Below are 15,027 nucleotides of genomic sequence, written 5' to 3'. Positions count from 1 at the left end.
CTAATTATGATGAAACAGGTTTCACTGTCTTTATTTGCTGTAGTTGCTTTGTTTTCAAGCTGTCAAAAAGCAACTGTAGAAGAACAAATAGCCGCTTATCTCATTCCATTTGAGCAGGTTGATACCGCTTCATTTGAAGAAATAGCAAATAGAATAGGAGATTGTGATCTTGTTATTTTGGGAGAATCTGGACATGGCGATGGTACAACTTATGAAGTGAAAGCAGAGCTTGTGCAGTATTTAATGAAAGAAAAGGGATTTAATACCTTAGCACTAGAGGGGGAGGGATTTATTCAAATGGAAATCAAAAATAATGGCTATCCTGATCTTTTTCCACATGCAGATGTGAGCAAATGGAAACCCCATTGGGGGAATGTTGTGCAAACTACAGGACTTGTACGCGATATGCTACACAATCAGCATTTAAATTGGAAGTATATTGGCATTGAAGGATATGATCACCATGTTCCTGTGCATGATTTTCTTTATGCAGAACTAGAAAAAGGAAAGCTTGATACCAAGACCAAGAATCAGTTTATTGAAACCTATAAAAAAATGATTCAGTATGATGAAAAAGGCATAACTGTTGAAGAGGTTGACTTTATTTTAGAAACGATGACCTTTATTATTGAAAATGTACAGGATCAAACTAAAAATGGGTTTATTAAACAAGCTTTAGTTAATATCAAAGGAGGGCTAGAAGATTATAAATACACTGGTATTTTAGGCGGATATGAAAATGAAAATAAATATGTAAACATTCGCGATAAAAGGATGGCTGAAAATGTGATTTGGTATAAAAAGAATAATCCAGAAGCGAAAATTATTGTTTGGATTGCTAATTTTCATGGAGCCAAACAAGCACAAAACGTACGATATAGAGAAAATGATCCTGATTTATATCAACGTTTTAAGCTATTTGCAGAATATTTAGTCGATGCGTTTGATACAAAGGTGTATAGTATCGCCTTTATATCCTCATCAGGAGAGGCAAAAGAGATTCATGAAAATAGTACACTTCGTCAAATTTACACCCCTGAAAACGCGTTAGAATATTATTTGCATCAGCGCAATACGCCTTTTGGTTACCTAGATTTTAATGAAGTAAAAGCCAAAGAACCTACACTCAAGTAAACGAAGTTTACTAGTATGTTGTTTGGTTACGATTCTAAACCGGGGTTGTGGTTGGATGTGTTTGATGGTGTTTTTTATATTAAAAAGCAAGAACCACTAAAAATGGCAGAATATCAAATCTGGTAAGGGTTAAAAAAGTAATACACCTGATACCCTAAAAAGTCCAAGGTATACAATAGAATAGGTAGTCCAAAAGCGATGATAAAAAGGTGTAACTGCTTACTTCCAGCTGCTTTGTAATAATACTATGATTACTCGCATTCATAAAAGTAATAAATACTTTTCTGTATGATATAAAACTGTAAAGAACTCATTCAAAAAATTAAGAGGAATCCTTCTTTTTACTATGCGTTGGCATTATAATTAATTGGTATGAGCGAAAAAAAAATGAAAATACCGTGAAAACACGTATTGTTTTTAAAAATAATGGTTTGTACTTTTACTTCTGTTGGTATTACTCTTAGAATAGAGCAATACAAAAAGAAAAAAAATCTTGTTTTTTCTAGAGATACAAGATAAGTAGCCCGTTCGATTTCAATTAGCTATAGTAAATTGACTTTTAAATTCATTACAACTGATTAACCCTAAAAAGAGACCATTAGATGTAACAAGCACGAGGTTTGTTATTTAATTTCAAAACAATAAGATCATGAAAAAATCAATAAAAATCCTACTCCTGTCATTAGCCGTTGTTGCAATGCTAAGTGTAGGTGCATTCACCGTGAATGCTAGTAATAATACAGATAAAGCTGTTAAAGTAGAAACTGTAACATTGGCACAAGTTCCCTATACAGGAACGCTTTATTATAAAGTAGGCAATTCGTATCCAGAAGCTCATATTGTAAATCTTGAAAAATGTACTTTTGAAGTAACCATTAATCCTTATTATGAGAATGTAGGTGGCCAAATTGAGCGCATGTATGGTTGGAACTCTGATCAAGGGAAATATCTTCCGCTTTTTGAGATCATTGAATAAAAGAGTTTGATAGATATTTATTAAAAGGTAGAAGACGCCAATTGGCGTCTTCTACTATTTTTTTTAAAAATTATCTAATTGATTCCATGAATAAGGATTTTTAATACCTTCTATAATCCAATTTCTATCTTGTTTGCCTTTTAAGAAATAATCAAACCAATCCTTAACACGATGATTGAGGTCTAATGTTTGTTTGGGAACATCAGGACCTCCTCCGTGATCCATATCGTTATAAAAAAGAGCAATCGTAGGCTTTTTATATCGTAGTAGTGCAATATACATTTTACGGGTGTTTTCCCAATATACATTTTCATCCAAAAGCCCAGTCCAAATCAGAAGAGGTGTGTTGACATTTTGCGCATGTAAAATAGGAGAGTTATCGATATATTTTTTTGGGTTCTCTGCATAACTCTGCTTCATATTATATTGAGAGCTTTCAGCCATAAACCATTCTGGGTAATATCTATAGTTACTGAATCTATAAGTAAAACCACCAATAAAATCATGCGCTCCAGCCCCACTAACAATTGCTGCAAACAGATTTGAATGGGTTGCAATAAAACTGGTTTTATATCCTCCAAAAGAGTGTCCGATAAGCCCTAGTTTAGTTTTGTCAATACTGGGCTGTGCTACAGTTACAGCTTCAACCCCTTTGGTTACACATTCAACTGCTGATAGTCCAGGTCCCTCATCGGAAACATAGGTATCAATATAGCAAATAAAATAACCCTCCTCATTTAATTTAAAATGATTAAATCCCACTGAATTTAGAGGCTCAGGGCTTTTAAATGAACGGTCAGAAAAGGTTTTTACTGTATGAACTTTGTTATAAATGTATACAATCATTGGATACTTCTTATTTGGATCATAATCTTTAGGATAATATAGCAAAGCCTTTAGTGGAACGTCGTATTTATCTGTAAAGTCAATGGTTTCATATTTATACCAGTTGTATAATTCTTGTGGTAGGCTAGGTGAGAGGATTGTACTTTCTTTTTTGTTCTTAAGCAACTTAACTGTAGGAGGTGTTAAAAGATTCTCTTCTGTATATACCATGGTTTTAGCATCTTGACTTACTAAATCATGAATTTTTGAAGTATTGGTCAGCGATGTATTATTGACGTTTTTTTGAAGCTCGAATCTATCTTTCTGTAAAGAATAAATAGCAGTTCCCTTTATACTTGCTGAAACAAAAAGAACTGGTTTATCCGTATGAATAAAGGCATTATCATAGTTTTCAAAACGAACATCATTTATCGGATCTATTTTGTTTTTCAATTTAAAATCGGATATTTTTTTATGTTGATTTTTAGTAAGATTCAAGTCCCAAAGCTCATTTTCTTTCGTATAATATATGTTTTTTGAATCTAAACTCCATCTAGGTTTAGATGAGTAATCATTATGAGCATATAGGTCTACTATTTCTTGAGTCTGTATTGTATAAACTCCCCATTGAGCTAATTTCTCATCCATTAAGTATAGCAAGTGCTTGGAATTTTTGGAGGGAATGAAGTCCCATTTTCCTCTGGCTGTAGTTGAGAGCACTTTTTTATTTGTTGAAAGCTCGACTAAAGTATACTTAGCTCTTTTAACGAAATCCTGATAATCAATCAATAAAAAAGGATTATACGTTAAAATGTGATTTGGGATATTCACGAATTCACAGTCGTTCTCTCTAGAACGATTAATCTCCTGTACAACTTCTTCCTTGTATTTATATACAAGAGCTTTGTACTTTAGCTTATGTTTTAGGTTGAATTCGCTAGGTGATAGAAATTTAGAATTTCCATTCCAAATGTCAAGATAATCAGAGCTTTCAATTATTTGATCCGTTTTGATGTTATACTTAATAAAAATATCGTTGTTGCTATAGAATTTCAACTCGAAACGTTCTAATTTTTCCTTGTCAAGAGCTAATTCTCTTACCGATTGTACCTTAATATTGACAATTTTCAAATTATTATCATGGGTTAAAAAAGCAAAAATATCTTGATTGGTATTCCAGTATAGCGATTTTAAGCTTTCTGTTGCGAGGTTTATTGCTTGTTTTTTAGTTGTATTTAAGTCTACCGTAAATAAGATGTCTTTTGTATTCGATTTGCGATAAAGAAGCGTGTTTTTGTTTGGATTTAAAGCGAATTCACTTATATCTGCGTCCCAGAATACCACTTTGTTTTTTTTATTGAGATTTCGAACTTCTAAAACTGAGTCATTGGATATAGTTAATAGTAGATTGTGATCTAGCTTAGCTCTAGTTTCAAAGCTTTTTATATTTTCAAACAAAATGGACTGTTGAGCCTTGTGAAGATTTACAACCTCTATTTTATTTTGTTTTTTTCCTACAATAATATCATTGTATAACAGATGATTATGTGCACCATCTAACTTTGTAATATCAACTTTTTGACCACTTTGGGTATTGACATAATACGTAGAATTAAGTGTTGTATCAAAAGTATTCCAGTTATAAACTAATGTCCAATTTCCATCAGGACTAATTTTAGAGGCCAATAAAATATTCCATCTCCTATCCACAGGTATGCCGTCCTGCTGTACGTAAGCATACGATAGAAGTGATGTAGTTAAAAATCCAATCAAAGCTAGTATTTTACTTAATTTACTCATGCTGTTATAGATAAAGGTTAATAATTGTGTCTCTTTGCGGATAAAATTCAATAGAATTTGGGGAAAGAGAAAGCACACTAAACAAACTTCCTTTGTGTAGTTGAAATTTAAATTCTCCTTTTTCATCTGTTAAGTGGTAGGTTGCTGTACCAAAAGTACTGTTGTTAAAGGCAGAGCTTACATCTACATTTTTTAAAGGTTTATGTGTCTCTTTGCTAAATATGGTGCCAGAAACAGTAACAAGAGTTTCAAGATCTAGATCTTTTAGGTGTTTTTCTAAATTAGCTTTAAGCACAGGATTGTTTTTTGTAAGAGCTTCATAGGTGTTTGTGTCTTTTTTTATTTGCACATTTAAAGTTTGACTTTCGTTGAGATTGGAATACGTATATTGATCGATATTGTTTCCATAAAGTATGTGATTGGGTATAAAAACTAAGGTGTCGTTTTTTTGAATATGAATTTTGTAATATCCTTTCTTATCAACGAATACTCTTTTGTTTTCTCCATAAGCTTCAAGGTTTTCATCTTTCCATACCCATTTGTTTTTTATGTTGACTGATGTTATTCCCAAAGGAACAGCATCTGTTCCCTGAAGCGTCACTCGGCCTTGAATCACGATTGAATCATGCTGAATCTTGTTACTTCGCATAGAGGAGCATGCATAGAAAAGAAATAGAATAAGGATACTACTACTAGGTAATAGGATGTGTTTTGTTTTAGTAACCATTGTTTTGAGGATTAAGGTTTGGATTAATTAGTAACTGTTTTTCAGGAATTGGAAATAGATTGTTGTAATCTTTCCAATTAGGTTTTATTTCTTTTATTTGATCGAATTGATTTAGCCGTTTTAGGGTGAAAAAGCGATGTCCATTTTCGGTAAAAAACTCTTTGTACATTTCTTGTAAAAAGTGCTGCTCTACTTCTTGTTTCCCCATACTTGCACCAAGTGGTAATAGACCTCTTTTCGTTCTTATTTTATTTATTATCTGAATGGCTTGAGGAAGTTTATTTTGGTTTAAAAGACTTTCAGCTAAAATGGAGTAGACCTGTTCTATTCTAAAGAAAATGGAATTTTCATCTGTATTATCCGTTTTGTTTTTATACTTGTAAACCCCATAAAATACTTGTCCATTTACCTCTACTTCTTTAAGCCAATACTGTTTTCTTAAGTCGCTCGTATCAAAACTTTTTAATAGCTTATCACTAATAACTGAAGTATTAGCCGCAATCGTTGTAAAAATATAGTTATTAGCCTCTGGTGTTATATAACTACCTTGTTCTGGGCTAATTTGCCAAATCGTACTTTTAGCATCTTTTTTGAAAGTCTTAGTTAGATCATCTTCTATAAAATATAAATTACTGTCTATTACATTTTTACTGTATAATTCAGCTAAATCATATTTTTTCTGAAGTAAATAATTTTCACTTAGAAGTAATTCTGCTACAGCTTTGTTCACGTAGTATTTGTCAGGGCTTCTAAAGGAGTAATTTAGGTATTCTATAGCTTGGAGTAAGTCTTGTTCTATATCAACTAATACCAACGGATACGGTTTTTTAGAAATAATTGTATTTAACTTGAAATCTGTTGAAGTTGTATAGGGAATATCCCCATAGAGTTGGGCTAGATTTTGGTAGTATAAGGCTCTAAGTGTATAGGCTTCTCCTAAGAGTGTTTTTTTTATTTCTTGCTCAATATAGGATGATTGGGTTAATCCTTCTATAAATGCATTAATAGCATAAATATCTTGGTATGCATTATTCCACCATAGCGCGGTTTCAGCACTATTTGCTTGTATAGTATTTAAAAAAAAATTGTTATCTGTTGTTCCAATATGCTCCAGTTCATCCGTGTATAGACTTAATCCATGATGTAAGCCTGTTGGTTTTTTGGATAAAAAAGAATTAGCTCTAATATTGGAGTATAAATAGGCGAGCGCTGCTTTTGTTGTAGCAATATCTTTATAGACATCCTCTTTTTTAACTATATTGGTTGGGGAGTCTACTTCAATCATACGCTCACAAGAAATCAACGTACTTGCAAGTAAGATCATCGTCATGGAGACTAAGATTGTAGCTCTTATAGTTGTATTTTTTTGGGTCGTTTTCATGATTACAGGTTTAAAAAATTAATTGCATTCCAAAGGCATAAGTAAGAAGGGGAGGTAGGTATCCAAAAGTTGTAAATTCGGGATCCATTCCTTTATAAGAAGTAATGGTCCAGAGGTTTTGCCCTTGTAGGTATAGTCTTAATGATTCGATATGAAGTCTAGGTATTTTTAAAACATAAGAAAGAGATACGTTTTTTAACCTTATATAGGAAGCATCACTAATGGCAGCATCACTTTCTCTAAATGGAGTTGAGCGATTATTAAGGTCACTGTTTTTATAACCTGCAGGCATATAGGCTCCGTTAGGATTCGATTGTGACCATCTGTCCGTCATTTCTTCAGGTTGATTAATTAGGGCTGCACCAGCAACATTGTAGTATTGATTTAGATTATAATTCTCTTGTTTTTTAAAGTAAAACAGAAAATCTAATGCAAATTTTTTATACGTAATGGTGTTTTGTATACCTCCGTAGAATTCAGGATTTAGGTTTTTTGCTACTTGTTTATCTTGAGCATTTATAATTCCGTTAGCATCAAAATCTTTAAAAGTAAATGCTCCAGTATTTGGGTCAATACCTTCATATTGATAAAGTTTCACAAGGTTTAATGATTTCCCGATGATATAAAAACTACTTTGAGTTCCTTCTTCAAGACCCGGATAGGCCACTAATTTATTTTTAGGAAAAGAGAGATTAAAATTTGTAAACCATTTCCAATCCGTAGTGTTAATATTAGTCGTATTAAGTGTAAATTCCCATCCTGTATTTTCAACCACCGCAGGAGAATTCATTAAAATAGTAGAGAATCCTGTAGTTGTTGGAAGTGTCATTCCGATTAGTTGATCCGTAGAACGATTGTTATAATAAGCAAGCGAGGTATTGATTCTATTTTGCAAAAAACTAAGTTCTACTGCTGTCTCAAGTTTGGTTGTTTTTTCCCATTTGTAATTAGCATTGTACAAAGCAGTAGGATATAAACCCGTTTCTCCATTGTATTGAGGCGGAAATACGGTATAAGAATCCAAATAAGCATAATCTCCAATATTATCACTACCTGTAACTCCATAACTCGCGCGAATTTTTCCAAAAGAAAACCAGGCGATATCTTTAAGAAACGATTCTTCCGAAAAAATCCAAGCAGCTCCAACAGCACCAAAATTACCAAAGCGATTATTTTCTGCAAAACGAGAAGAACCATCTCTTCTTCCTGTTAAGTTTAAAAAGTATTTACTGTCATATTGATAGTTGATACGTGAGAATATAGCTGCATATTTATATTGTGAATCGGATGATATGCCAATGTATTTATCTTTAGCAGCACTTATATTTCTTATTAGCGCATTAGAAGAAAAGTTTCTACCACTACTATTGAAGCTATTTGATTCGGAGGATTGTAGTGTTGATCCTACCAAGATTTCAAAAGCGTGTTTATTCCAACTCTTCTTGAAATTTACTTGAGGTTCTATGATATAGGTTTTGGATTGGTTTGTAGCCTTTGAAGACTCAGACATTTCACTCGTATATCCATCACTAGGGTTGAAAACCGTATGAGGAATAATATTTCTCTCTTCAAGATTAGTTGAGGTTAGTCCTGTATTTACTTTAAAATCAAGATTTTTAAAGATATTGTATGAAAGATTCATATTCAGAATTAACGAGTTAGTATTGTTTTCATATGCTCCTTCTAGTTGAGCTAAGGGATTTAAAAATGTACCCTCTTGCCAGTTAAGATTTCCCTTTTGATCATATAAGGCAGGTGCATTGGGCGCTAAGGTCAATGCTTGTCTTGTTAGATCCATTGTGGGTAAATTATTGCTCTGGTTGGAATAGGAGGTAGAAAAGTTAAGCTGTAATCTATTGTCTTTACTTTGGTGATTAACTCCTAGTAAAACAGCGTCTCTTTTATATCCCTTATCAATAGGAAATACTGTATTGGAATTGTTATGAGCTAGATTGATATTAAAATGGGTTTGATTACTACCTCCATTTATTCCTAGAGCAATATCTTCAGCTATTGCTGTTTTTCCAATTAATTCTTTTTGCCAATTGGTATAGCGATTGCTATCCCAAGCACCATTTAAATCATAGGCATTTGCAGGAAGATCAGTAATACCACTATTAGCAAAGGCTTCTTCACGCATCTGTACATATTGCTCCGTATTCATTAGGGCTAAAAACTTGGGAACTTTGCTAAAACTCGTTGCAGAGGATACCGTGAAGCTTGTTTTTTCTGATTTTCCTTTTTTCATTGTTAGTAATACAACTCCGTTAGCCCCACGAGATCCATAGATGGCTGTTGCATCAGCATCTTTTAAAATTTCAATACTTTCTATATCATTTGGATTTATAGCATTAAGCGGTGAAATACCATTTTGCAAGATTTCAATACCAATATTACCACTGGATAACCCAAGCGCATTTGAAAGAAACGGAACACCATCAATGATATAGAGTGGATTATTTCGTCCAGAAAATTTGTTCCCCATAAAATTTGTTCCCCGTATTTCGATATCCATATTACCACCAGCAACTCCGCTACTTTGAGTAATATCAACCCCAGCCACTCTTCCTTGAATGGCCTGAAGTGGATTGATAACAGGCTGAAACTCGATGTCTTTAGCCGTTACACGGGCAATACTTCCTGTACGCTCCCGATCTTTAACGCTGTAATATCCTGCATTGACAACAATCTCGTCCAGGGTGCTATTACCTTCAGTAAGCGTAATATTTAGTACCTTTTCACCCGTGTACACCCTAGACTGATCTTTATACCCCATCATGGAAAAGGTAATCGTATCACCAGGCGTAATATCAAGGGTATATTTTCCATTTACATCTGTTGTAACTACGTTGTTTCCAACAGTAACCATAACTCCTTCAAGGACACCAAAGGAATCTTTTACCGTTCCTTTTAGTTGAATCTTTTGTTTTACCTCTTGTAACGAACCAGAGATACGAAAGAGCAAGTGTGTATCACGCGATACGGCATAGCTTGGACTGCTGCTTAAGCCCACTAAGGGAATCAGTAACAGGGCGATCCGATAACCCGTTAGCGTTGTAAAATGAATTTTCATGCTAGTATAATGAATTTTGATATACCTGCTTGTAAGGCATAAAAACTCTTATGGCCCTAGTGCGTAAACAAGCTTTTATCAAACGGTTAGTGAATGGGTATGATGTGATTCATACCTGTTTTTGATCCAAACTATCCCCAAGCGCTAAAGCCGATCTCCCAAATTGCAAACTAGCGCAAGGAGATAGTCCTAGATGGATAGCACCACTTAAAATCCCTTTAAGCCATCCTATTTTTTTGTTTTTGTTTACATGCTCACTACGGGCTAAGCCTAGATAAACCAACCCGGGTAAAGCCCTTGAGCAAGCGATTTTCTTCCATATTGAATTGTTTTAAGGGGTGATTACTACATAAACAGTCGGGGAGACTTATTTCATTGCCTTTGCGTGGTACGAACTAATCCAGGCCTCCTGCTTTTTTAGTTGAATGAGAGGAATAATACATACTGAGACTCAAAGGCAATCGTGATCCTGTACGCATCTAAAAACTGTTTTAGATCTAGCGCAACAGCTGTTATAAGGCGAACTAAATAGGGAATAGGGTAGGCGGCTAACATTAAAGCATGAATGTAAAACCAATCTACATCGATACGATTTAGTTCAACTAAAATGGAATGATCGGTTAAACGTAAGTGTAGTAGCTACTTTTTTGTTGTTTCATCCAATGTACTACCTGACAAAATCTCGAATCGAACATTGGAATAAGTTCAGTAAGGATCGATAGGGTATTGCAAGGATTTATCAAAATGCCAAGACTAAACAAATCTACCTTTGTTTTTAAACTTCTATAGACCTAATTGGGAGACGGTAGGAAGAAGAGGGATGTGGTATGTTTTAAAGATTACTTTCGATGAGTACTCCTTATTACTGCTTTGAGGTATTGGTATACCATATAACAGATAGATTAACTTATCCACTCGTTGCTTGTAAATTATCAGTTTTCAGAGTTAGATTATAAGTAATAGCTTCTGATTTTTAAAAGAATATTTCAAATATTGCGCCTTTAAAAACGAACAATAATACACAAATATAAGCTTTTTTTTATTATTGGAGTCGTTCGACTCCAATAATGTTTGAAAAAAAGTGCTCTTTTGAAAAAATATACTATTATGGATAAAGAGCAACAGAATATTAAAAATAAAGTTGATAATAAAGATTTATTTAAATTTGCTAATAAACTTGTATGCAATTTTATTACTCAAAAATATATTTATAAGTTTAGTACAGATGAGGAAAATAATAAGGTGTCGCAAAGAAAATATCAAGCTAAATGCGGTATTTCTCATTCAACCATACAAAAGCTTGTAAGAGAGGAGGGATATAATATTCCTCTATCAGTTTTATACGTGATATTACATTATGAGAATATTAGCCTATCTAGTTTTTTTAAACAGCTAGAGGAATATTCTAATAACGAATTTCCATTAAATGAAATATTAGGCATTATTGAGTAACTGAATATAAATAACTCATAATTGTATTTGTATATCTTTCATAAAGAAATAATTGAAAAAGCACTGTTAAAGGAGCGCTGTTTTTAATTTCTATTACTTTCTTTCAATTCTTTTCTTCTGGCACTGAATTCCTTTTATGGATTGAGCGTATTATGATGCGCTTTGATCATTTGTTAGAACATATAAAAAATCTCCCTATAAACTCAAACTATAGTAAGTTTACTTCAAATACTAAAGAGATGAACAAACAGCAAATCATCTATTCTCATGTAGAGGATTGGAAAGGAAGTTGATTTTTATGTTAGATCAGTTTACCCTGTTGGATAAGCAAGTACTTTTAATTGAAATTGAGGAAAAAAATGGAGGGAGGAATCAGGTTTTGAAAGTGAAAATTTCGGATATTTTATAAGCAAAGCTCATAACTAAATTACTTATTGCCTCGTTGTTAAATGAAAAGTGCCAGTTTTCGAGTAGAGAAATAGATAAGCTTTAGGTAATATTATGTATGTCATCGAGACTATTTCTTTAGCTTACAAAGAAGTAAGAAAGGATGACTATTACAAATGTAATATAAAAAAAATTGTAAACCAAATGGTTTACAATGTAAAGAAGAATTAATTTTAATATTGTTTCATGGCGAAATTAAAGGATAGAGATAAAGAATTACGTGACAAGATTAAGAGTAGGATTAATTTTCTAATTAAAGAAAAGAACTTGACGAAAGTTGAGTTAGCAAATCTTTCTGAAAAAGATAGACAGGCTATTAATCGATGGACAAATCTAGGTGAGAATCGTGGAATAACGATTTATACCTTGTCTGATTTCTGTGATGCAATGAAAATAAGTCTAACAGATTTTTTTAAAGATCCTATTTTTATAAAGAATTTTGAAATTAAATAAAAGAGCACTGTTCAAAAAACAGTGCTCTTTTATTTAATTTTTGTTATAGGCCTATTACTCTTTATTTCGATTTTATGTTCTTTTCTATCAATCCTTTTCTTCTCGTACAGAATTTCTTTTATGGATGGAGTGTTTTATTATACGTTTTGATCATTTGTTAAAACAGTATTAGATACAGACGCAAGTTTATGGCTTTTGGGTGTATTGAGAAGATTCTTAGTTTTTTGTTACGAAAATGGTAGCTTCTGTTTGTAGATATTTTCAGATGCGATGTAGAGAAAAACCGTTATGCAGAAAGTCCCGTTTTTCTTTCTTATAATGAATAACTATTAACTTTCCTTTGTTTTTCTATGTTTTATCTTTTTAAAATCTTTAACAAGTCATACATTTACCTTTTATTAAAGTAGAATATACTCCATGACTCATAATTCCCATAATAAATTAGTTAGTTTCATCTGGTCTATAGCCGATGATTGTTTAAGAGATGTTTACGTACGCGGTAAGTACCGCGATATTATTTTACCTTTTGTAGTTTTACGCCGTATTGATGCGCTATTAGAACCAACAAAGGATAAAGTACTAGAAGAAGTTCGTTTTCAAAGAGAAGATTTAGATCAGATTGAACTCGATCCTAAAGGACTTGAATCTTCCACAGGTTATGTATTTTATAATACTTCAACTTGGACCATGGAAAAATTGCGTGGTACGGCAACAAATTCGCAACAAAAATTAGTAGCTAATTTCGAAGAATACTTAAACGGATTTTCTTCGAATGTAAAGGAAATCATAGAAAAGTTTAAGTTATCTTCTCAAATTCAACACATGGCAAGTAAAGATGTTTTACTGGATGTGCTAGAGAAATTCACTTCACCATATATTAATTTAACTCCTTTTGAAAAGAATGATCCAGAAGGAAGAATGCTTCCAGCCTTATCAAATTTAGGAATGGGTTATGTTTTTGAAGAGTTAATTCGAAAATTTAACGAAGAAAATAACGAAGAAGCTGGCGAGCACTTTACGCCACGTGAAGTAATTCAGTTAATGACTACTTTGGTCTTTGAACCTTTAAAAAATTCTTTACCAAGCATTATTACCATTTATGATCCAGCTTGTGGAAGTGGTGGAATGCTAACTGAAAGTGAAAATTATTTGGTAGAAGAATCTCATATTAAATATGCGGGTGACGTGTATTTGTATGGAAAAGAAATCAATGATGAAACCTACGCTATCTGTAAATCAGATATGATGATTAAAGGTAAAGATCCTGAAAACATTCGTGTAGGTTCTACTTTGAGCACCAATGAATTCTCAAATATGAAATTCGACTTTATGTTATCTAATCCTCCGTACGGAAAATCTTGGGCAACAGAAGTTAAATATATAAAAGACGGAAAGGAAGTTATTGACAGCCGCTTCCAATTTAAATTAAAAGATTATTGGGGAAACTGGGAAACTGTTGATGCTACACCAAGAACTTCTGACGGACAGTTGTTGTTTTTGATGGAAATGGTTGATAAAATGAAACCTGCCTCTGCTAATAAGGTAGGAAGTAAAATTGCATCAGTTCATAACGGTTCATCTTTATTTACAGGTGATGCTGGTTCAGGAGAATCTAACATTCGTCGTTATATTATTGAAAACGATTTATTAGATGCTATTGTACAATTACCTAATAATATGTTTTACAATACAGGTATTACAACTTATATCTGGTTATTAAATAACAATAAACCTAAAGACCGCCAAGGGTATGTTCAGTTATTAGATGCTAACAACCTGTATCAAAAACTAAGAAAAAATTTAGGTTTAAAAAATTGTGAATTAACAAGTCAACAAATTCAAGAAATAGCTAAAGCATATTTAAATAATCTTTCTAAAAGCACAGAAGAATCAGATCTTAAAATAAAACGTTTTAAAAATAGCGATTTTGGTTATTATAAAGTAAATATTGAACGACCTAAACGTTTACGTTCACAATTTACAGCAGAAGCAATGGCTGATTTACGTTTCGAAAAATCGTTGGCTACGCCTATGAAAATGCTTTATGAAACTTATGGAGAAGCTATTTACGAAGATTTAGTTGCTGAGGAAACAGCGATTTATAAACGTGCCGAAAAAGAAGATTGGGACTTAAATAAAAAACAGCTTAATAGATTAGTTGATAAAGTAACTTGGGAAAAACCAAAGGCAATTTATGATGCAGCTCAATCGCTTTGGAAGTTAATCGGTAATGAAGTATTTACAAACTTCAATGCATTTTCTGCTTTAATAGATGATGTTGTAAAGAAAAATAAATTGAATCTTTCAGCAACAGATAAGAAAGTTATTTTAAATGCCATTTCTACCTACGATGCACAAGCAGAAAAAGTAGTTAAGAAAGTTGAAAAGCTTTCAGGAGATAAATTAACTCAATTATTAGATAGATTAGGATGTAAAGAAAATGACTTATCATTTTTTGGTTATTATCCAACTACAAAAGTGGGGGAATTTGTCACCTACGAAACAGAAACCGATCTACGTGATAGCGAACAAATTTCGTTAAACGAAGAAATCTTAAAGTATTTCAATCGTGAAGTAATTCCGTACGTAGATGAAGCTTGGATTAATTTAGATTCGGTGAAAATTGGTTACGAAATTTCGTTCAACAAATACTTCTACCAGCATACACCGTTGCGAAGTATTAAAGCTATTAAAACCGATTTATTAGCTTTAGAAGAACAAGGTGATGGTTTATTAAGTGAAATTCTTAAATTCTAATC

At 32.7% G+C, this 15,027-nt stretch carries 9 protein-coding genes and 1 pseudogene; 6 read left to right on the top strand and 4 right to left on the bottom strand.

What is annotated here, in order from left to right; genetic code table 11:
* The first annotated feature begins 6 nt into the window (after positions 1-6).
* Together FBR08_RS14825 and FBR08_RS14820 are read left to right on the top strand one after the other, a co-directional pair.
* Entirely contained in the window at positions 7-1,134 is a 1,128-nt protein-coding gene (locus tag FBR08_RS14825; protein WP_233266126.1) for an erythromycin esterase family protein, read from the top strand.
* Positions 1,135-1,783: 649 nt separating this feature from the next.
* Positions 1,784-2,110 (top strand): hypothetical protein, encoded by a 327-nt coding sequence (locus FBR08_RS14820; protein WP_158963482.1) that lies wholly within the window; start codon positions 1,784-1,786, stop codon positions 2,108-2,110.
* 63 nt (positions 2,111-2,173) lie between these two features.
* On the opposite strand, the gene FBR08_RS14815 is transcribed toward FBR08_RS14820, so the two are convergent.
* From FBR08_RS14815 to FBR08_RS14800, 4 genes are read right to left on the bottom strand one after another with little or no spacing between them, the layout of a single operon-like run.
* Complete coding sequence (locus tag FBR08_RS14815; RefSeq protein WP_158963480.1) at positions 2,174-4,735, bottom strand: alpha/beta hydrolase family protein; 2,562 nt, start codon at positions 4,733-4,735, stop codon at positions 2,174-2,176.
* 4 nt (positions 4,736-4,739) lie between these two features.
* On the bottom strand, positions 4,740-5,462 hold the full coding sequence (locus FBR08_RS14810) for a hypothetical protein (protein ID WP_158963478.1): 723 nt from the start codon (positions 5,460-5,462) through the stop codon (positions 4,740-4,742).
* Positions 5,452-6,843: a RagB/SusD family nutrient uptake outer membrane protein gene (locus tag FBR08_RS14805; RefSeq protein WP_158963476.1), complete on the bottom strand. Its 1,392-nt coding sequence runs from the start codon at positions 6,841-6,843 to the stop codon at positions 5,452-5,454. The genes FBR08_RS14810 and FBR08_RS14805 overlap by 11 nt, the downstream gene beginning before the upstream one ends.
* A gap of 10 nt (positions 6,844-6,853) precedes the next feature.
* Entirely contained in the window at positions 6,854-9,916 is a 3,063-nt protein-coding gene (locus tag FBR08_RS14800) for a SusC/RagA family TonB-linked outer membrane protein (protein WP_158963474.1), read from the bottom strand.
* 1,107 nt (positions 9,917-11,023) lie between these two features.
* On the opposite strand from FBR08_RS14800, the gene FBR08_RS14795 reads away from it, so the two are divergent.
* The 4 genes and pseudogenes from FBR08_RS14795 (at position 11,024) to FBR08_RS14780 (ending at position 15,025) form a co-directional block, all read left to right on the top strand.
* Positions 11,024-11,368, top strand: a complete 345-nt coding sequence (locus tag FBR08_RS14795; protein ID WP_158963472.1) for a hypothetical protein — start codon at positions 11,024-11,026, stop codon at positions 11,366-11,368.
* 292 nt (positions 11,369-11,660) lie between these two features.
* Positions 11,661-11,777, top strand: a pseudogene (locus FBR08_RS14790) (DUF4138 domain-containing protein); the annotation flags it as partial.
* Positions 11,778-12,001: 224 nt separating this feature from the next.
* Positions 12,002-12,268, top strand: a complete 267-nt coding sequence (locus FBR08_RS14785; RefSeq protein ID WP_158963468.1) for a helix-turn-helix domain-containing protein — start codon at positions 12,002-12,004, stop codon at positions 12,266-12,268.
* A 417-nt stretch (positions 12,269-12,685) separates the two neighbouring features.
* Positions 12,686-15,025 (top strand): type I restriction-modification system subunit M, encoded by a 2,340-nt coding sequence (locus FBR08_RS14780; protein WP_158963466.1) that lies wholly within the window; start codon positions 12,686-12,688, stop codon positions 15,023-15,025.
* Positions 15,026-15,027: the final 2 nt, after the last annotated feature.

It is taken from the genome of Myroides fluvii (genome assembly GCF_009792295.1).
Classification (GTDB): domain Bacteria; phylum Bacteroidota; class Bacteroidia; order Flavobacteriales; family Flavobacteriaceae; genus Flavobacterium; species Flavobacterium fluvii_A.
The sequence above is the reverse complement of the archived record's forward strand: the minus strand, read 5'-3'. Positions and strand labels throughout refer to the sequence as shown.

Excerpts from the sequence above, each read along its gene's own strand:
- FBR08_RS14815 (WP_158963480.1), bottom strand. The coding sequence starts at position 4,735 with ATGAGTAAATTAAGTAAAATACTAGCTTTGATTGGATTTTTAACTACA.
- FBR08_RS14810 (WP_158963478.1), bottom strand. The coding sequence starts at position 5,462 with ATGGTTACTAAAACAAAACACATCCTATTACCTAGTAGTAGTATCCTT.
- FBR08_RS14805 (WP_158963476.1), bottom strand. The coding sequence starts at position 6,843 with ATGAAAACGACCCAAAAAAATACAACTATAAGAGCTACAATCTTAGTC.
- FBR08_RS14825 (WP_233266126.1), top strand. The coding sequence starts at position 7 with ATGATGAAACAGGTTTCACTGTCTTTATTTGCTGTAGTTGCTTTGTTT.
- FBR08_RS14795 (WP_158963472.1), top strand. The coding sequence starts at position 11,024 with ATGGATAAAGAGCAACAGAATATTAAAAATAAAGTTGATAATAAAGAT.
- FBR08_RS14780 (WP_158963466.1), top strand. The coding sequence starts at position 12,686 with ATGACTCATAATTCCCATAATAAATTAGTTAGTTTCATCTGGTCTATA.
- FBR08_RS14820 (WP_158963482.1), top strand. The coding sequence starts at position 1,784 with ATGAAAAAATCAATAAAAATCCTACTCCTGTCATTAGCCGTTGTTGCA.
- FBR08_RS14785 (WP_158963468.1), top strand. The coding sequence starts at position 12,002 with ATGGCGAAATTAAAGGATAGAGATAAAGAATTACGTGACAAGATTAAG.
- FBR08_RS14800 (WP_158963474.1), bottom strand. The coding sequence starts at position 9,916 with ATGAAAATTCATTTTACAACGCTAACGGGTTATCGGATCGCCCTGTTA.